12 protein-coding genes are annotated in these 19,954 nt (G+C 40.4%); 3 read left to right on the forward strand and 9 right to left on the reverse strand.

Features of this window, described 5'->3' with window-relative positions:
• Positions 1 to 43: 43 nt before the first annotated feature.
• Both B0G92_RS12270 and B0G92_RS12275 read right to left on the reverse strand, forming a co-directional pair.
• Positions 44 to 8,884 carry a DUF7507 domain-containing protein gene (locus B0G92_RS12270; RefSeq protein WP_180326440.1) on the reverse strand — a complete coding sequence of 2,947 codons (8,841 nt, stop codon included), beginning with the start codon at positions 8,882 to 8,884 and terminating at the stop codon, positions 44 to 46.
• Positions 8,885 to 9,151: 267 nt separating this feature from the next.
• Positions 9,152 to 9,883, reverse strand: coding sequence for an aquaporin (locus B0G92_RS12275; RefSeq protein ID WP_101472412.1), 732 nt, complete (start codon positions 9,881 to 9,883; stop codon positions 9,152 to 9,154).
• A 261-nt stretch (positions 9,884 to 10,144) separates the two neighbouring features.
• Between B0G92_RS12275 and B0G92_RS12280 the strand changes: the two genes are divergently transcribed.
• On the forward strand, positions 10,145 to 13,144 hold the full coding sequence (locus B0G92_RS12280) for a ligand-binding sensor domain-containing protein (RefSeq protein ID WP_101472413.1): 3,000 nt from the start codon (positions 10,145 to 10,147) through the stop codon (positions 13,142 to 13,144).
• Here B0G92_RS12280 and B0G92_RS12285 read toward each other — a convergent pair.
• A complete protein-coding gene (locus tag B0G92_RS12285; RefSeq protein ID WP_056073792.1) occupies positions 13,141 to 13,779 on the reverse strand; it encodes a response regulator in 639 nt (212 codons plus the stop codon). The genes B0G92_RS12280 and B0G92_RS12285 overlap by 4 nt on opposite strands.
• Before the next feature lie 184 nt (positions 13,780 to 13,963).
• Here B0G92_RS12285 and B0G92_RS12290 point away from each other — a divergent pair, with 184 nt between their 5' ends.
• Complete coding sequence (locus tag B0G92_RS12290; protein ID WP_101472414.1) at positions 13,964 to 14,836, forward strand: cation diffusion facilitator family transporter; 873 nt, start codon at positions 13,964 to 13,966, stop codon at positions 14,834 to 14,836.
• A 79-nt stretch (positions 14,837 to 14,915) separates the two neighbouring features.
• On the opposite strand, the gene B0G92_RS12295 is transcribed toward B0G92_RS12290, so the two are convergent.
• Entirely contained in the window at positions 14,916 to 15,482 is a 567-nt protein-coding gene (locus B0G92_RS12295) for a hypothetical protein (RefSeq protein WP_101472415.1), read from the reverse strand.
• Between the two features lie 18 nt (positions 15,483 to 15,500).
• The gene (locus B0G92_RS12300; protein ID WP_143395039.1) at positions 15,501 to 15,917 is read right to left on the reverse strand and encodes a hypothetical protein; all 417 of its coding nucleotides are present in this window, start codon (positions 15,915 to 15,917) and stop codon (positions 15,501 to 15,503) included.
• A gap of 275 nt (positions 15,918 to 16,192) precedes the next feature.
• On the opposite strand from B0G92_RS12300, the gene B0G92_RS12305 reads away from it, so the two are divergent.
• On the forward strand, positions 16,193 to 17,104 hold the full coding sequence (locus B0G92_RS12305) for a phytanoyl-CoA dioxygenase family protein (RefSeq protein ID WP_101472417.1): 912 nt from the start codon (positions 16,193 to 16,195) through the stop codon (positions 17,102 to 17,104).
• Between the two features lie 4 nt (positions 17,105 to 17,108).
• Here B0G92_RS12305 and B0G92_RS12310 read toward each other — a convergent pair whose 3' ends face one another.
• From B0G92_RS12310 to B0G92_RS12325, 4 genes are all read right to left on the reverse strand, one after another.
• A complete protein-coding gene (locus B0G92_RS12310) occupies positions 17,109 to 17,618 on the reverse strand; it encodes a hypothetical protein (RefSeq protein WP_056073802.1) in 510 nt (169 codons plus the stop codon).
• Between the two features lie 117 nt (positions 17,619 to 17,735).
• Positions 17,736 to 18,179 (reverse strand): response regulator, encoded by a 444-nt coding sequence (locus B0G92_RS12315; protein WP_101472418.1) that lies wholly within the window; start codon positions 18,177 to 18,179, stop codon positions 17,736 to 17,738.
• A gap of 117 nt (positions 18,180 to 18,296) precedes the next feature.
• Positions 18,297 to 18,734 carry a hypothetical protein gene (locus B0G92_RS12320; protein WP_143395040.1) on the reverse strand — a complete coding sequence of 146 codons (438 nt, stop codon included), beginning with the start codon at positions 18,732 to 18,734 and terminating at the stop codon, positions 18,297 to 18,299.
• Positions 18,735 to 18,908: 174 nt separating this feature from the next.
• Complete coding sequence (locus tag B0G92_RS12325) at positions 18,909 to 19,622, reverse strand: LexA family transcriptional regulator (RefSeq protein ID WP_162239720.1); 714 nt, start codon at positions 19,620 to 19,622, stop codon at positions 18,909 to 18,911.
• Between the last annotated feature and the right edge of the window lie 332 nt (positions 19,623 to 19,954).

Raw genomic sequence — 19,954 nt, forward strand, 5'->3', positions numbered from 1 at the left:
TTGTTTATCCTGGGAACCCATTCCGATTCCCAGGAATTTAACTTTATCTGCTTAAGTATAAATAGCCGCTCTTTTCTCTTACAGTACCATCTTGTTTTTTGTATTTCAAGATGTAGAAATAAGTACCATCAGGTAATCCTTCTGATTTGTTTACTGTAACCCTTCCTTCAGAATATCCTCTAAAGGCTTTGTCATTGTTGTTATAGCCACTTGTTTCGTAAACTACAACACCCCAGCGGTTGAAAATTTCTACTTTGTTGTCTGGATAGCATCCTAATCCTCCTATGTATAAAAATTCGTTGCTGCCATCATTATTTGGAGTAACTACATTGAATACATTGATGGTACATCCGTCAATTTCAACAATCGTTGGATTGTTTCCTGCATTATCTGTATGGTCAGAAGCATCTGTAACTTCTACATCCAGCGGACTGTTTCCTGTAACGAATGCCTGGTTCGACACACTTCCTGCATTGATATCGGCTTGTGTAATGGTATAGATAGCCGTAAATGTAGTGCTGTCACTTTCTCCAACAGCAAGAGTTATAGGACCTCCACTTACAACAACTCCCGGTAGCGGATCTGTAACAGTCACATCGCTCAGGCTTACGTTTCCTGTATTGGTTACCGTAAAGTTATAAGTGATGGTTTCTCCTACTTCTGCGATTCCATTGTTATTGCTATCGTTGAAAGTTGCTGTCTTAATCAGCGCAATCGCCGGATTTTGCTCAATAATCGTAACTGTACAATCCGGACAGGTTGGTTCGTATAACGGATCGTTCGGGTCTAACGGAGATGGGTCCTGCGACTCCACATCAATTGGGTTTCCAGACGGATCTGTACCTTCTGCCAACGCCAGGTTATAAACTGCTCCTAATTCAATATCAGCTTGGGATATGGTGTAAGTTGCCGTGAACGTTGTTGAATCAGTAGCTTGTGGTGCTAAAGAAGCAATAGGTCCGCCTGAAACTGCAACTATAGGGTCGGTCACAGAAATATTCGTAACAGTTACGTTTCCTGTATTTCTAACCGTAAAGCTATATTGGATAACATCTCCGGCATTTACGATTCCGTCATTGTTCGCATCCTGATAAACTCCTTCTTTGAATAATTCAAACTTAGGATTTTGAGGTAGTACAGTTACAGTTGGATCGTCATTTCCTGGCAATGTAGGGTCATTACTATCTGAGTCATCTGTAATTGGTGTTCCTACTACCGGAGTAGCAGTTACTAATGCCTGGTTGTTTACAACTCCTGCGTCAATATCAGCTTGTGTAAACGTATAGACTGCAGTAAATGTAGTCGAATCAGTAGCACCTGCAGCTAAAGTTGCAAGAGGTCCGCCATTTACAGTCACCAAAGGATCGGATACCGTAATGTTTGTCAATTCCATTGTTCCGGTATTGATTACCGTGAAATTATAAGTAATGGTTTCCCCTACCTGTGCAAATCCGTCACCGTTTGCATCATTGAAGGTTCCTTGCTTGATAATTTCAACACCTGGCACCTGAACCAAAATTGTTACTATAGCCGTATCACAGTTGGTTGGGTTCAATATTTCACAAATGCTGTATTCTAACGTATATGTTCCTGCTGGTGTTCCAGGCGCAACAGTTATTGTTCCGTCAGGATTTAATGTCAGAGGAGCATCTGCATTTACAGTTGTTAGAGTTACTTCTGATGGAATAACCGCTACACCATTCAGCGTATCGTTAGTAAATACGTTTCCGGCATTTACCATTCCTTCAGTTCCGTTTACAATCGTACCGGTCAAGTCATCATTTACCGCATCGATTGGAGCAGGATTAACAACTATTGTCACTGTAGCTGATTCACAATTTGTAGGATTTAATATCTCACATAACTGGTATATAATAGTATACGTTCCCGCAGGTGTCTGTGGGTCTACGCTCACTGTTCCAGTTGCCGGATCCAATTCCACACCCGGGTTAGTCGATGGAGTCGTTACCGTGATGGTTACCTGTGATGGGATTACCGGAACACCGTTTAGGGTATCATTATCCAATACGTTCACTACGTCAGGATTACCTTCATATCCGTTAACCGGAGTTGGATTATCATTTACCGCATCGATTGGTGCCTCTTCCACTACTACCGTTACGGTTGCAGAATCACAGTTGGTCGGGTTCAAAATCTCACACAATTGGTATACGATGGTGTAGGTTCCCGCAGGAGTCTGTGGGTCTACGCTTACCGTTCCCGTTGCAGGATCCAGTTCCACGCCAGGGTTAGCCGATGGGGTCGTTACCGTAATCGTTACCTGTGACGGGATAACCGGAACACCGTTTAGGGTATCGTTATCCAGTACGTTTACTACATCGGTATTGCCCTCGTATCCGTTAACCGGAGCCGGGTTGTCGTTCACCGCATCGATTGGTGCTTCTTCTACTACTATAGTTACGGTTGCAGAATCGCAATTCGTCGGGTTCAAAATCTCACACAATTGGTATACGATGGTGTAGGTTCCAGCAGGAGTCTGTGGGTCTACGCTTACCGTTCCTGTTGCAGGATCCAATTCAACGCCAGGGTTAGCCGATGGGGTCGTTACCGTGATGGTTACCTGAGATGGGATTACCGGAACACCGTTTAGGGTATCGTTATCCAATACGTTTACTACGTCTGTGTTTCCTTCATACCCGTTAACCGGAGCCGGGTTATCGTTAACCGCATCGATTGGTGCCTCTTCCACTACTACCGTTACGGTTGCAGAATCGCAGTTCGTCGGGTTCAAAATCTCGCACAGTTGGTATACGATGGTATAGGTTCCCGCAGGAGTCTGTGGGTCTACGCTTACCGTTCCTGTTGCAGGATCCAATTCAACGCCAGGGTTGGCCGATGGAGTCGTTACCGTGATGGTTACCTGAGATGGGATTACCGGAACACCGTTTAATGTGTCGTTATCCAATACGTTTACTACGTCTGTGTTTCCTTCGTATCCGTTAACCGGAGCCGGGTTATCGTTAACCGCATCGATTGGTGCCTCTTCCACTACTACCGTTACGGTTGCAGAATCGCAGTTGGTCGGGTTCAAAATCTCGCATAATTGGTATACGATAGTATAGGTTCCCGCAGGAGTCTGTGGGTCTACGCTTACCGTTCCTGTTGCAGGATTCAATTCCACGCCAGGGTTGGCCGATGGGGTTGTTACCGTGATGGTTACCTGTGACGGGATTACCGGAACACCGTTTAATGTGTCGTTATCCAATACGTTCACCACGTCCGTATTTCCTTCGTATCCGTTAACCGGAGCCGGGTTATCGTTAACCGCATCGATTGGTGCCTCTTCCACTACTACCGTTACGGTTGCAGAATCACAGTTGGTCGGGTTCAAAATCTCGCATAATTGGTATACGATAGTATAGGTTCCCGCAGGAGTCTGTGGGTCTACGCTTACCGTTCCCGTTGCAGGATCCAATTCCACGCCCGGATTAGCCGATGGGGTTGTTACCGTGATGGTTACCTGAGATGGGATTACCGGAACACCGTTTAATGTGTCGTTATCCAATACGTTCACCACGTCCGTATTTCCTTCGTATCCGTTAACCGGAGCCGGGTTATCATTAACCGCATCGATTGGTGCCTCTTCCACTACTACCGTTACGGTTGCAGAATCACAGTTGGTCGGGTTTAGTATCTCGCACAGTTGGTATACGATAGTGTAGGTTCCCGCAGGTGTCTGTGGGTCTACGCTCACCGTTCCCGTTGCAGGATCCAGTTCCACGCCCGGATTAGTCGATGGGGTTGTTACCGTAATTACAACTTCTGATGGTACTACCGGAACACCGTTTAGGGTATCGTTATCCAGTACGTTTACTACATCTGGATTTCCTTCGTATCCGTTAACCGGTGTTGGAGTATCGTTATTGGCTACGATAGGTGCTGCGGCTACTACAACTGTTACGGTTGCAGTATCGCAGTTGGTTGGGTTTAATATTTCGCAAATTGTATAATCAAAAGTATAGTTTCCTGCCGGTGTGTCCGCTAAAACATCAACTGCTCCTGTAGTGGTATTGAATGTTATTCCTGCCGGTACACTTCCCGGTACAACACTAACTGTTACTTCACCTGGAATTACTGCTACTCCATTTAAAGTATCGTTTGCTAAAACATTTGGAATTGCATTTCCTCCTACATAACCATTTACCGGAGTGGCGTTTGTATCATTAACCGCTACAATTGGCGCAGCAGTTACGACAATAGTTACTGTAGCTGAATCGCAATTTGTTGGGTTTAATATTTCACATAGCTGGTACACTATCGTGTAGGTTCCCGCAGGAGTTTCCGGATCTACGCTTACCGTTCCTGTTGCCGGGTCAAGCTCTACGCCTGGGTTTGTTGACGGAGTAGTTACCGTAATTACAACTTCTGATGGTACTACCGGAACACCATTTAAAGTATCATTAGTCAAAACATTTACTACATCAGTATCTCCTTCATATCCGTTAACCGGAGTTGGATTATCATTATTCGCTACGATTGGTGCCGCCGCTACGTTTACAGTGACCTGTGCAGTGTCGCAGTTCGTAGGGTTTAGCACCTCACAGATAGTATAATCGAAAGTATACGTTCCTGCAGGAGTTCCCGCATTTACGCTTACTGCTCCCGTAGATGTGTTGAACGACAATCCTGCCGGAACAGCTCCAGGAGCAACCGAAACGGTTACCGAGCCTGCCGTGATGGCTGCACCATTCAGGGTATCGTTTGCCAATACGTTTGGTATAGCCGTACCTCCTGCCATACCGTTAACCGGAGTCGCAGTAGTATCGTTATTCGCTACGATTGGCGCTGCCGCTACGTTTACAGTGACTTGTGCAGTGTCACAGTTCGCAGGGTTTAATACCTCGCAGATGGTATAGTCGAAAGTATACGTTCCTGCAGGAGTTCCCGCATTTACGCTTACCGCTCCCGTAGAAGTGTTGAATGACAGTCCTGCCGGAACAGCTCCCGGTGCGGTTGTAATCGTTACTGTACCTGCCGTAATTGGCGAGCCATTCAACGTGTCGTTTGCCAATACGTTTGGTATAGCCGTACCTCCTGCCATACCGTTAACCGGAGTCGCAGTAGTGTCGTTATTCGCTACGATTGGAGCCGCCGCTACGTTTACAGTGACTTGTGCAGTGTCACAGTTCGCAGGGTTTAGCACCTCGCAGATGGTATAGTCGAAAGTATACGTTCCTACAGGAGTTCCCGCATTTACGCTTACCGCTCCGGTTGAAGTATTGAAAGACAGTCCTGTCGGAACAGCTCCGGGAGCAGTAGAAATTGTTACTGTACCTGCCGTGATTGGCGAACCGTTCAACGTGTCGTTTGATACTACGTTAGCAATAGCCGTACCGCCCGCAATACCGTTAACCGGAGTCGCAGTATTGTCGTTATTCGCTACGATTGGAGCCGCCGCTACGTTTACAGTGACTTGTGCAGTGTCACAGTTCGCAGGGTTTAGCACCTCGCAGATGGTATAGTCGAAAGTATACGTTCCTGCAGGAGTTCCCGCATTTACGCTTACCGCTCCCGTAGAAGTATTGAAAGACAGTCCTGCCGGAACAGCTCCCGGTGCGGTTGTAATCGTTACCGTACCTGCTGTGATGGCTGCGCCGTTCAGTGTGTCATTTGTTAATACGTTTGGTATAGCCGTACCGCCCGCGATACCGTTAACCGGAGTCGCAGTAGTGTCGTTATTCGCTACGATTGGAGCCGCCGCTACGTTTACAGTGACTTGTGCAGTGTCACAGTTCGTAGGGTTTAGCACCTCGCAGATGGTATAGTCGAAAGTATACGTTCCTGCAGGAGTTCCCGCATTTACGCTTACCGCTCCGGTTGAAGTATTGAACGACAATCCTGCCGGAACAGCTCCGGGAGCAGTAGAAATTGTTACTGTACCAGCCGTGATTGGCGAACCGTTCAACGTGTCGTTTGATACTACGTTGGCAATAGCCTGGCCACCTGCCAAACCATTTACAGGAGTTGCAGTAGCATCGTTATTGGCTACGATAACATTCACAGGAGTTGTTGTTGTTGAATCTGTGTTATCTGTTGTATCAGGGTCATTTTCATCGCCATCAACAGTAGCAGTATTCGTATGGTTTCCGGTAGCATTGACAGTAGCGGTAATTACTAAAGTCTGGATTGCTCCATTAGCTAAGTTCCCTACTGTCCATAGTCCTGTTGCGGAAGCATAGGATTGTCCTGCTGTATGTGAAACATACGTATATCCTGAAGGAAGCTGGTCTGTTACCAATACATTGGTTGCATTACCCGGTCCGTTATTGGTTACAACCAAAGTAAATTCTACCTGTGAGCCAACATTTGGCGTTGCATTGTTTACAGTCTTGGCAATTTCCAAATTCGCATCTGCATCCGGAGCAACCGTTACGTCATCTGTATTATCACCCGGAACCGGATCATTTTCTGTACCTGTTACGGTAGCTACGTTTGTATAGTTTCCTGTAGCATTTACCGTTGCAGTAACAGTCATTGTTCGTGTAACTCCGTTAGCTATGTTTCCTATTGTCCAGATTCCCGTACCACTGTTGTAAGTACCGGCAGTAACAGTTGAAGAAACATAAGTAAAACCTGTTGGCAACTGGTCTGTAACTACTACTCCTGTAGCAGCATTTGGCCCGTTGTTCGTCACAGCAATTGTAAAAGTTACCGATTGCCCGATTGTAGGCACTGTAACATTTGCCGTTTTCACAATTGTAAGGTCGGCTATAGCGGCAACATTCAGGTTGTTGTATTTAATATTATTACAGTTTTCAACTGCTGTTCCGTTTCTACATTCCAAATGTGGGTCGGTTGGTGGTGTTGTGCCAGGATGAGTGGCATCAATATCTGTTACGTCAGCCGGGCGTATAATTGAAGCTTCCACATTTAAAGGTTGTCCTGCTAAAGATGAACCTACAGTTCCTGTAATCGTAAATACGATTTCTGAACCGTTTGTCATATTCAGGTCAGCTATATAGTTGCCCGAAACTGGGTCTACAGCTCCGCTCACTACTACAACAGTTCCCTGGCTATTTACATAAGTAACTCCCGTTATTGTAAATCCGGCCGGAACAACAAAGGCAAAGCCTGAACCTGTCACGTCGCTTGGCCCATTATTTTTTACTACTACATTATAGTTGACTTGTTGTCCAACAGCTACAGTGGTAGTTGAAGGCGTAACGCTTACTACTTCCAAATCAGCCGCTGCAACAATAATATCGAGTGTTTTTATAATTACTTCTCCGGGAACAAAACTCCAGGTATCTAATGATTTTTCGTTACCAAAACTTGAACCTCCATCTCCATTATTTCCTGTTCCAGAACTACCCATCGTGTATCTTCCCCATTTATGTCCGTTGCTGTTACTTGAAATACCAGCTATTCCGGAAGCAGTAGGGTTTGATTGTGTATTTGCGTTTCCGCCCTGAACATTTGAATCATCCCAATATACCAAATCTCTATTTGGTGTATAAAGGTTATAACTGCTGTTCAGTTGCTCAATAATAATACCTCCCGGATTAATTTCCATATCTATAAAAGGGAAATGGACTTCGGCACCAAACAGCTGTACTCTGATTTCTCCAATATTGGTATTGGCCGGCAGCGTATTCCCTGCCCCGTCACGTCCGTCCCAAAAAACAGTATTGGTCCCCATATTACAGTTTCCTGTTATGGTTCTGGTTGGGAAAGCTCCCAGTATTTCAATTCTGTATGTTCCTGAAAGGTTAGAATCGAAACCAATATAAGCTCCCTTATTACCGGAACGGTTTGGAGTTCCCTCTGCACCTGTATAAGTGATGTTTGTAGCCGTAGGCGTAATCACAGTGTTTTTTAACCAGGTTGTTACGCTCAAAGAAGTACTTACTGCCTGAGTTGCACTTGAAGGCAAATCGGCAGCAGGCGTTGTATAAAATATTTTATGCGTAACGTTATTAGCATCGTCCTGACTTCTAGGGTCATGAACTCTAAAATCAGCACTTGAAGGGCTTGAAAGGTTCAAACTCTTATAGGAAGGGTTTCCTGTAGCATCCAAAAAACCTTTATTATTTACAAAAAAAGTAAACCCAACTCCATTCGAGCCGTTATTGGTTACTCTATAGGCAATTCCGTCACGTGTTAAAACAGTAAATTTACCATAAAAGGCCTTATTTGCCTGAAATGAAGTTCCCTGTATGTGCAGGTTAAACACATTTGAATACACACGTCCGGAAATCCAATTGGAATTAGCTGCATTTCTTACGGAAATATCCCAGGCAGCTATCAATTCTGTATTGTTTCCTTGCGTCCAGTTAGCATCAGCAGCAACATCCACAACACTTGGTGTAGAGCTGCTGGTTTCAGAACCCGAAGGTAAAAATTCTACTTTCCAGATTCCCGCCTGTCCGGCACCAACTGTGACCGAATAAGGTGTGTATCGGTCACCTCCGGCTCCTTGTCCTGGATATTGCGGTCCGGCTAATTCACCGGCACGGTTAGGAATTTGACCTGTTGTATTCGCAGCAGATAAGAATTGAGTCCCGTCTGGTGCTATCAACCTGATACGTCCATTACCAATGTTTTGGGCGCTAGATCCTGTCGCAATAGTTTCTCCCACCTGGGCATAGACATAATGCGTTCCTAAAGTTTTAAAAGGCCAGGAATTGATGGTGGTTCCTCCGGCCGTATAGCTATTACTATACAGGAAAGCACGGTTACCCACTACTCCGGATGGATAAAGGTCCTTACTTCCATCTGCATAAGCTGCATTCCAGAAGCTGGCCATCGTCAGAAGGAAAACAAGCATTAAGATATTTTTTACTCTTAATGCAGCATTCCCAAACATGACATTTACCTGTCGATAGGGCAAGAATCTGCCTTGACAACTGTAGTTTTTGTTCATCTTTATGGTTTTAATTGTTTTAATTGAAAATCGGGGAAAACAGTTTTTTGGTGGTGGCAAACGGTTTATTAAGAGCGATTTAAAGAATAAAGTTTTTACACATACGCAGATTGGTTTGATTAATAAATGGTTAGACACAACTATCTGGCTGACGGACAACCCGATTGTGCAAATTTCTTTACTATACTGCGTAGGCCGTGTAGACAATGCATACAGCATTTGTAGAATAAATTCTACAAATTTGGCTTATGATTTCAGGTTGCGGATTTAGTTAATTGGCCTGATGAAGGTGATGTAGTAGATAATTCCTGCCAGACCGGCTCCGGCAAAAGGTGACAACCATAAAGACAACGCTTCTATTGCCTCATGATTTCCATAGATTAGCAATTCTGCAGCAGTAACGGCCGGATTTAGCGGATAATTGGTAATAGACATATTGACAAAATTGGCCATAAAAACAGTTATTGCCATAATAGAAGCCACATACAACTTACTCTTTTTCAAATAGGTCAAACCCAAAAAAAGCAATAAAATAATAAACATCAGTACGCTTTGGCATACTGTCGATAACATTAATCCTTCCTCGTATCCCAACACTGTCGGCTTAATGAACATCCCGGAAATTGTTCCGCCTTTTTGCGAAAACAGATAAAACCCCAGAAAGGTTGCCAGAATCCCTCCTGCTACATGCATACAGGTATAAGCAATAAGTCGGTTAAAACCTATTCTGTTGGCAATAAAAAAACCAACCGAAATAGCAGGATTATAATGGGACCCTGATATAGGATAGAAAAAGAAAGTAGCCAAAAAAGTAAGGATACCTATAGAGAGGCATAGTAGCAGCTGATTGAAAAAATTATCTTGAAAAAATGGAATAAGCATTCCCGCTACAACAAAAAAAGTCAATAAAAATGTCCCTGCAAATTCTGCAAGAATGCTCACTAATTGCACTTTAGCGAACATCTTTTTATGCCCGGAGGCAAATGTTGGTAAACTCATAAAAATTTAGTGGAATAATAGCAAGGGAAAGAAATCTTTCCCTTGCATCAAGTAATCAAAACCTATAAAAATTAATCGGGTTAAATCATTTACTAAATTCCATATTGACATTGGAAAAAATTGTGGCTCATATAAATACTTATTGTAGAATTAATTCTACAACACCATTCGGCATTTTTCATGCTGAACTTTGTAATATTGAGCAATGGATTTCCCTTATCAGATAGCGCTGATTAAGCCACTGATTTCCATCTGCTAAAAATGCCATTTTCTAAACCACTATACCTGTTGTTTGCTGTGTTTTTCAGCATCTCTACCCTTTTTTCACAACAAGAAAACCGGGAGTATGACATCATATGGCATTCTGCAGATGATAACAGCCTTCCACAAAACAGTGTCAAGTCAATCATTCAGGACAAATACGGTTTTTTATGGCTTTCAACAGAAAACGGATTGGTGCGCTATGACGGCAGTAAGTTCAAAGTTTTCAATATTGAAAATCTAAAAGGACTGGGAACGAACAGGATAAGCTATTTCAGAGGGACAGTTTCTACCGACAGTATTTATGCGTTGAGCGACTTTACAGATCTGATACTTATAAAAAACAACAGACCTTCAATCATCCCAAAACATAAAATCCCCGAATCTTTTCGCCTGACCAACCATCTTCACAAAGGCAAAAGAGTTTATGCTCATAAGATTTACAAAACAGACAATAGCTATTTCAGCCTGGAAAACGGGAAACTGGCAGCCTACACCAAAAACAATCAGAAACTTTGGGAAATAGAGTATGAGTATGACCCGGACAATACGGAATTCTTCTTAGTCAACAACGCTCTTTATTCTCATAAAAACGGAAAGTTTGTACGGTTCGAAAACGGGAAAGCCTACCTCGCCACTATTGAAGGATTACCAACTACGGGATTTACAGTATTTCCAAATACGGTGGCACAACAAACCTTCATTACTTTTAACAATACGGTATATCTGCTGGAAAAGAACCAGGATAAATTAATCCTGAAAGTCCTGCTAAAGGATTTTAATATTTCTAAAAACAATATTATTTCGTATTACTATGATGTCCCGAATGACATCTTGTATTTGGGAAGCAGTACCGACGGACTGCTGATTGTCAAGAAAAAGAAATTCAACAGCATTATTGGCAATAATAAAAACGGAGTATATTATGCCCAGATTCCTCATGGAAATGATAGTTTTCTCTCTACAACCGGAGAAATATTCAGCTCTTCCGGCGTGCAGAAACAACGTTTCTTCACCAAGGAGAATGACAATTACATCCTCCTCAAAGACCGTAACGGCGGCCTCTGGACCAAACAGGACAACAGAATTTACCGACTTAATAAAAGTACCAACTTTACGACTTTCGACACCTGGTTTTTTGAAGACCGGGTCATTCTGCTTTTTGAAACACTAAAAGGAGAAATTCTGGCCGGAACAGCTACGAATGGTGCTCCCGCCGGAAAGCTTTTCAGACTGGAAGATACCGGACTATCAAAACCGAGTTTTAAACTTTATATGGTGGTTCCTTTTCATCCTACTTATATGCTTCAAATTGAAGATAACATCTTGTGGACAGGTTCGCATTTGGGCTTCCATAAAATTTATTTCCGGGAAAAAAAGGTTGAAAATATCAAGAAAATCTCCAATACTTATGTAAGGAGCATCTATATTGAAAACCCAAACGAAATATGGGTAACTACCTATGAAAAAGGTTTTTTTCTTTACAATCCGTACACCAAAAAAACAACCCATTTTCCTATTGACAAAAACAGGTATCTGCTTTCATCTCATTGCATTATTGAAGACCAGAATGGTTATTTATGGATTTCCACAAACAAAGGGCTTTTTCAGGCTTCAAAGAAAAACCTGTTAAATTATTCTAAGGGAAAAACAGATAATGTTTACTATCAGTATTATGACAAATCAGACGGATTTTACACCAATGAATTCAACGGAGGCTGCCAGCCTTGCGGTCTGAAATTAGGAAACAATGCCCTTTCATTTCCATCAATGAGGGGCAACATATTATTCTTTCCTGAAAAAATAAAACTGCTTCTCCCCGATAATGAAATCTATTTTCAGGAAGCCGAAGTTGACAACCGGACACAGGAAATCAGCAATGACACCTTGCTTTTGAAAAATAATTTTGGAAGGGTAAGGCTATTTATCAACAGTCCGTATTACGGAAACCCAAATAACCTGAATATTGAAATCCGCTTACAGGGACCTATTTCTCAAAAATGGACTTCTTTGAAAGGCGATGAGATTTCTTATACTTCACTCCCACACGGAACTTATTATCTTACAGCTCGAAAACTCACCGGTTTTGACTCTAATTATAAATACAAAACGCTCACCATAATTATCCCGCCGGCTTTCTACCAAACTATCTGGTTCAATATCCTGATGGTTTTATGCGGTTTGACGCTTATTTTTTATACCATTAAAATGAGAATCCGCTACATCAGGAGAAAAAATGTTCTTTTGGAAAAAAAGATTGCGGAACAGACTTTCCAATTACGCAATACCATCAGTACGTTAAGAAACACTAAAGAAAAACTAAGTGAGGAAATTATCAACCATAAGAAATTAATCCGGACGATTACGCACGACATCAAGAGTCCGCTCCGCTTTTTGGCATTAACCGGCAAGCATGCCTATCAGAACAGTAACAATATAAAAGTAGTTGAAGAAGATTTAAAGTCTATTTATACTTCTTCTTTCCAGCTTTATCATTTTGTTGACAATCTTTTGGAATACACCAAAGTGAGCAAACAGGAAAACTCTTCCGAACCTTACAGTCTTTATACTCTTGCGGAAGAAAAAACAACCATCTTTTTAAATATAGCTTCTTCTCAAAAAACAGAGATAATCAATAAAATTGACACTACTCTCGTACTATCAACCAACAAACTGCTGTTGTCAATTATTATCCATAACCTGCTCGACAATGCCATTAAAAATACCTTTAACGGCAGGATTGTGCTTACTTCCGGTAAAAGAGATGAAAATATTTTTATCCGGATAAAAGATACGGGAAAAGGGATGTCGCCCGAACTTGTAGATTTTTACAATACCTCTAAAAACAGCAAAACACAGGAAGGTGTCCGAAAAATAGGTATGGGATTACCAATGGTGGCCGAGCTCTTAATTATCTTAAACGGCAGTATGCATATTGAAAGTACAGTCCAACTAGGAACTGAAATAACCATCTGGCTGCAGGAAGAAAAAAGCAGCTAGTTTTCGTAAATCTTAAGGATTTCTACCAGACTGACTACATTGTTAATTCTTAACTTTTCAAAAATCCTGTTTTTGTAAGTACTAACTGTAGTCATTTGAATATTCAACTGGTTGGCTATTTCCAGATTGCCTTCTCCCCTGGCCAAAAGTCCGGCTACTTCAATTTCACGGTCAGAAAGGCTTTCCAACGGATTGATAGGAGTTTTATGCAATACATTTTCCAGAATTTTCTCTTTGACAGTGGCGCTGATGTATTTTCCGGTTTCCATAACCGATTGTACTGCATTGATAATCTCGCTTTCGGAACTGTGTTTGTTCAGGAAACCATTGGCACCGGCATGGATATACCGAAGGGCATATTGCTCTTCATCATAGGCAGAAAACATCAAAACTTTCAGGTCCGGATAGGACAGCCTGATTTTTTCAATCATTTTGGTACTGTTGCCTCCCGGAAGATTGATATCTAAAAATAATAAATCGGGAACACTGGTTTTTAGCAGGTTCAATACAGACGTAAAACTTTCGGCGTGCTCAACCGTAATTCCATTGAATGATTCTTTCAAAATCAATGAAATTCCGTGACGGACTACACTGTGGTCGTCAGCCAGTAGTATTTTTTTCAACTCTGTTGCCATTTAGGGGTATATTTGCAAATCAAAAATACGATTATTTCATTGATTGACAAATCTTACAACATAACTTATCAAAATTTTCCTAAATAAAATGGATTTGTAAAAAAGTGTATTTTTTATAAAAACTCTCGCCAACCTGAAGTATCTTGCAACAAAATAAATAGCGCATCCCACCCAATCCCATCCGATGAACACACACACTGAAACGGCAATTAAAACCACTTATTTCAGCATCTTAGGAAATACTGCATTGGCTTTTATAAAAGGAGCAGCAGGATATTTTGGTAATTCGTATGCATTAATTGCCGATGCTATTGAATCTACTACAGACATTTTTTCATCGGCCTTGGTTTTATTCGGATTAAAATATTCCAGCCGTCCGGCCGATGAGAACCACCCTTACGGACATGGAAGGGCGGAACCGCTGATTACGTTTCTTGTTGTGGGGTTCCTCATAACTTCTGCTACTATCATAGCTTATGAAAGCATACTGAATATCGGGACACCGCATGCACTTCCAAAACCTTACACCCTGATTGTCCTTGGAGCTATTATTATATGGAAAGAAATTTCCTTTCGCCTTGTCATGAAAAAAAGCAAGGAAACCAACAGCTCATCCCTAAAAGCAGATGCCTGGCATCACAGGAGCGATGCCATTACTTCTGTAGCTGCCTTTATCGGTATTTCAATTGCTTTATTTTTTGGAAAGGGTTATGAATCTGCTGATGACTGGGCTGCTCTTCTGGCTTCAGGATTCATACTTTACAACAGCTACCTGATTTTCAGACCCGCTCTCGGTGAAATTATGGATGAACACCTGTATGATGACCTGGTAGAAGAAATCAGAAAAGTTTCTTTGACATCAGCAGGAATTATCGGAACTGAAAAATGCTATGTCCGAAAAGCAGGAATGAAATACCATGTTGACCTTCATGCCATTGTTGATGCTAATATAACGGTTAAGGAAGGCCACGATCTGGCACATCAGTTAATTGATACCTTACACAGGGAAATTCCTCAATTAGGGCACATCCTGATTCATATCGAACCTAACAGTTAATTAAGATTTCCGTTTATTTCATCCATAAAAAAACTCCCGGGTTGAGTCCGAGAGTTATAGCTTTTTATTGATGGTAAAGTTAAATACTGTTTTCCAGTTCCAATTCGTCCATACTAAAGATCAATGCTTTTACCTGTAACAGAAAATCTTCAATTTCGATTTCCCCTGACCTGACCTGGCAAAACAATGCCGCATATTCATCATGCAATTCGTTTCTTCTATCATCGCTTAGGTTTTCATATTGCTCCTGGTTGGCTCCCAAAATAATAAAATCAACAGTAAAAGGCACATCAAAATTATTGTCTGTATCTGTCAGCTTGTGTGTAATACTGGAAAATTGCTCCAGCTTTTGCTGTGCTAAATAATACCTTTCCAACTGCTGGTCACTAAAACGTTTGGAATTCAGAATACAGTCAATAATTTCATAAAAAATCTCTGTTTCAATATGAAGTTCGGATTTTAAGTCTCTGTACATCTTATTAATCCATGTAATGGAATTAACCACATTGAGTACTTCAACTGCGTAGCCAAATTTTTCTATATCACTAAAATATTGAAAATGTTTTGTATCCAAAATCATAAAAGGGCTGTGTTCTTCAAGGCTAAAGTCCTTCCTTTCTTTTAGGTCTTCTTTTTTGATTATCATATTTTTCTTTTTAAACTATTATTCTTCAATTGTGAGTTCCCATATATTTCCTTGTTCGTCTTTCGCTTTTAGCTTTCCGTCACCCATCCATTCCACATCAATCTCAATCTCTCTGCCCGTTTCATCTTCAATAATACCTTTGCCGTATTGTTCTCCTTTTTCAACATCTGCATAACCCGTTAATTCGTTCCCTTCTTTATCAAAGCCAATAACATCATAATGGGATTCAAAACTTTCAATCTGTGTTGTATGAAAATCCTGATGCTGTGAGATTAATCGGCAGATTACGGAATCCTTAGGAATATATTGGAAATCTTTTATATGAGAGACATCAAGATTACTGTAGGTCACAATCTCCTTATCTTCTTCACAACCAGAAAAAGCAAAAAACAATAACACTATGCATGCAAGAGCAGATTGGGGAATCTTAGCCATAAATAAATAGGTCATTAAATTATTTCCGGGCACGGCAATTATTCTCTTGCTTTAAAAACCTCTTTCCGTTCTTAGTGGTAGTGAGAAATAAGGTACGGAGCTTCCGTAAGCTCTATTTAAACAGATTACTGGAAATATCGCCGGCTCATTTTCAAATATAATGAGTGCAAAAAACGCTTCCTTACGGTTTTCCGTAACGAAGGTTAATTTTTTGTTTTTTTATTTGGGTATACGATTATTCTTTATTTTTGAAAAACAACCTTAATCTCAAAACCATGCCCTGGACTTATCTTGAAAAACTTTGGAAACGGACAATGGAGTCCCATACCGGCAGAACTACCGATACCGGTTCCTGGGATAAGGAGATTGAAGTATTGTACCGATTGGGAATCAGTATGGAAGACACGCTGCAATTCCTCTATTTTGAAAAGCCCGATTTTGGAAGTTTTAAGTCCTGGATAAAGGCCAACAGAAAAGATTCTGTGATTTCGGTAGAATTTGAAGAAGTGCTCTCTAAACAAGACCTTGAATTCTGGGACAAAAATGGATATGTCATTCTAAAAGAAGTTATTTCAAAAGAAGAATGTAAAGCGACAGAAAATGCCATCTGGGAATTTCTTGGAATGAATCCCGAAAAAAAGGACACCTGGTATGAGAGGCATGCGGAACAAAAAGGACTGATGGTTAACTTCTCAAACCATCAAACCCTAAACAGAAACCGGCTTTCTGAACGGATTTACAAGGCCTATGTACAGCTTTATAAAACTGATAAGATTTATCCCACTATAGACAAAGTGAGTTTTAATCCTCCGGAAACCGAAAACTTTAAATTTATGGGCAGTCCGCTACACTGGGACGTGAGCCTGAAAACACCTATTCCTTATGGATTGCAGGGATTGCTTTACTTAACTGATTGTGGTCCGGATGATGGCGCGTTTCATTGTGTTCCGGGTTTTCATAAAGAAATCAATTCCTGGTTGGAAAAACTGCAGCCTGACGAAAATCCAAGAGAAAAGGCGCCCGAAGCCTTAACAGCAATGCCAGTTACAGGCAATGCTGGCGATTTTATTATCTGGCAAAATACATTACCCCATTGCGCTACTGCCAATCGGGGCAAAACACCAAGAATGGTGCAATATCTTACCTATTTCCCGAATGATTATCAATCTGCTTCGGAATGGATTTAAGGCATTAGGATTTGTTGATAATGCTCCATCTCGGAATCCTGGCATTTTCACCTTCCTTAAGTATGAAGCGATAGCCATGATTGGCATCAACTATTTCGCGTGTGGTCGGGTCAGTAATCGTATATTCGATATGAGCCTTTTGCTTGAAATATTTTTTCCATGCCGGAAATATGTCGAGATATTTTCCTCTGATGGATTGAAATTTGAGGGTTTTTGAAACTTCCTTATTCTCCAGTTTGAAATCGACATACAGGCATTCATCCCACTCGCTTTTGCTTTCAAGGTCTGCATCAGAAAGAGCAGCCGGAGCATAAATAATCGTATAGGTAGAATCAGATGCCTGCTCCATAACCTTGTAAAAACGATACGAAAGTGTAGTCAGCGAAGCAATTTTATCAGAAGCCTGTCGGGCATTTCCTTTATCTGTTTTTGAAATAGAACTGATAAAAGCCACATCCTGCGCCAAGCTGATGGTACACACAAAAAATACGGCAGATGACAGAATTATTTTCATAACGTTGCTGTTGAATAGTACAAAGATATTGCAAAAAGAACATCACTTTTTCACATCCGCAACTTATTTTGAACAAAAATTATTTTTTCTTACGGGTTTAAAAAACTTTCTTTTTTGTCAGACATGATAGAAAAAATTTTTCCTGTCCATGCCGGAGCCAAAGTATTGCCAGTTGATATTGAGGACGTTTTTTATGGTCTTTTTCAATATTGAAAAATCATTGGGCTTTGTGATATAAATATTAGCTCCGTTGACAAACGTTTCTTCAATATCTTTTTCTAAAGAAGACGTTGAATAAATCGCTATCGATATGTCCATAAACCGTGGATTCGACCTTATCTGCTTCAGACTTTCCGTTCCGGAAATAAGAGGCATATTCAAATCGAGAAATATAATTTGTGGAAGGGAAATATCTTCTCTATTAAGATACTCCATCAATTCCAGGGCATTCTTAAACATTAGCAAATCAATAGAATCATCGATTCCCTTTATTACTTCTTCAAACAATTCACGGTCATCCTGGTCGTCATCAACCAGGAAAACATACATAGATGTACCCATATTAAATAATTAGGTATTAGATTAGACATAATGGCTTAACATGCAGGATGTGGCTAAAATTTTGTTCTCCCCAATGCAATCTTAAAAAAGATGCACCCTAAGAACCGGGCATGCGCATTATTCCGCTTTCTTATTACCTAAAATTAACATGTAAATATCATGTTTTAAAAAGAGTGTAAGGAAGTCTTTTCCTGAATTCCATGTCATGAAAATTTTCGATTTTTCATCCTTAACAGAGCTATGCAATTCTTCATAACTGTGTTCAGAATCCAGGTCAGGATGGAAAGATGACAGATTACTTATTGTTTCTTCAAATTTGAGATTATTTTCTGCAAGTAATCGCCTTACTTCTTTGAAGGCTGTAGTAAATCCATCAATATTTCTTTCGAAATTAATGATATAAATATTTTCTTCTTCGGGATGATTGTACCATTTATAGTACATCATATCCTTTTCGCTTAGTGGAGCGGGATATATGGAAATAGGTGATTTACCAAAAGTCTGTGACAAGCCTTTGGCGCAGATGAGCAACAATAAGAAACAAACTAATTTCACAACTCCCATAGATATGAGACAAAATTATTTATATTATTTCTGAAAATGTTACACAATTATAAGGTGGATTTATCTTATTCCACAGAATTATGATAAAACGCGATATTTTTCAAGTGCGCCATAAAAAGGATTCTCTATAAAATTAAGGAAAGAATCCTTTTTATGGCATAGTTATTACTTGACTTTCGCATCGTCAAGAAACTTATTAATCTTTTTGATGCTTTCGTTTATAAATTTGAATCGGTTGGCATTATTTATGTCGTACGACAAGACACCACGCACAACCCATGCTTCTGAAATTTCAGAAACGTTCAATTTAGAACTGGAATAAAAATCATTTTCATTGCTCAATACAAAAATGTTATCATCATAGGTACTTTTTGCCACCCGATTGATGAACAGGCCTTTTTCATGGCTTACAAAAACAATGATAGAATCATTTTCAATCCGGTCAATGTCAATTTTTTCGCAAACCACAAATGAATTCTCATCTATTACAGGAAACATGTTATTGCTAACCACCTGAAATACTCTGGATTCATCTGCACTAATAAAAGGAAAACTGTACTTTGGAAGAATATCAAGTAAACTGGCATTGTCATTTCCTTTGGCATATTGAAACTGAACTTCTCTTGAAATCAACGGAGTGTGGTTGGTATAGGCTCCTGCTTTTTTCTTATTTAAGAATATTTCATTCAAATCAAGCTCATAAAGCTCGCAAATTGTGATTATAGAATCAAAATCTACACTATCTCTTTTTTTCCAAGTAGAAATCGTATTTGGCTTAATGTTCAAAAATTCAGACAATTCAATATCTGTCTTGATTTTCAGCGCTTTCTTCAATCTACTAATAACGCTAATCGCGTTTTGTGATTTATTTTCTTGCATATTCGCAAAATGTGTTGTAACTTTATCCGAGGATAAAATTAAATTCATGAAATCCGTTAAAAAATCCACTTTAGGAAATTGTCTGCACAACCAATTTCAAAAAGCATTTTTTTAAAAAATATTCACAAGTACGTGGTATTTTTTAAACACCAAGCATAAAGTCATATCACAGAATGAATCTATGAGGGCGGGTTCTGGAAATTTGGGTTTTTTGCGAATTATTACGGATTTAAAATCAATAACAATTCGAAACAAATATATACTTTTTCTAAAAATACCACTAAAAACATAGTATAAATTATTCATAATTACCCAATTACAATACATATGTA

The organism is Flavobacterium lindanitolerans (assembly GCF_002846575.1).
Lineage (GTDB): Bacteria > Bacteroidota > Bacteroidia > Flavobacteriales > Flavobacteriaceae > Flavobacterium > Flavobacterium lindanitolerans.

What these genes read in the sequence shown, in the direction of transcription:
- B0G92_RS12270 (WP_180326440.1), bottom strand. Translation starts at nt 8,884, where the DNA reads ATGAACAAAAACTACAGTTGTCAAGGCAGATTCTTGCCCTATCGACAG.
- B0G92_RS12275 (WP_101472412.1), bottom strand. Translation starts at nt 9,883, where the DNA reads ATGAGTTTACCAACATTTGCCTCCGGGCATAAAAAGATGTTCGCTAAA.
- B0G92_RS12280 (WP_101472413.1), top strand. Translation starts at nt 10,145, where the DNA reads ATGCCATTTTCTAAACCACTATACCTGTTGTTTGCTGTGTTTTTCAGC.
- B0G92_RS12285 (WP_056073792.1), bottom strand. Translation starts at nt 13,779, where the DNA reads ATGGCAACAGAGTTGAAAAAAATACTACTGGCTGACGACCACAGTGTA.
- B0G92_RS12290 (WP_101472414.1), top strand. Translation starts at nt 13,964, where the DNA reads ATGAACACACACACTGAAACGGCAATTAAAACCACTTATTTCAGCATC.
- B0G92_RS12295 (WP_101472415.1), bottom strand. Translation starts at nt 15,482, where the DNA reads ATGATAATCAAAAAAGAAGACCTAAAAGAAAGGAAGGACTTTAGCCTT.
- B0G92_RS12300 (WP_143395039.1), bottom strand. Translation starts at nt 15,917, where the DNA reads ATGGCTAAGATTCCCCAATCTGCTCTTGCATGCATAGTGTTATTGTTT.
- B0G92_RS12305 (WP_101472417.1), top strand. Translation starts at nt 16,193, where the DNA reads ATGCCCTGGACTTATCTTGAAAAACTTTGGAAACGGACAATGGAGTCC.
- B0G92_RS12310 (WP_056073802.1), bottom strand. Translation starts at nt 17,618, where the DNA reads ATGAAAATAATTCTGTCATCTGCCGTATTTTTTGTGTGTACCATCAGC.
- B0G92_RS12315 (WP_101472418.1), bottom strand. Translation starts at nt 18,179, where the DNA reads ATGGGTACATCTATGTATGTTTTCCTGGTTGATGACGACCAGGATGAC.
- B0G92_RS12325 (WP_162239720.1), bottom strand. Translation starts at nt 19,622, where the DNA reads ATGCAAGAAAATAAATCACAAAACGCGATTAGCGTTATTAGTAGATTG.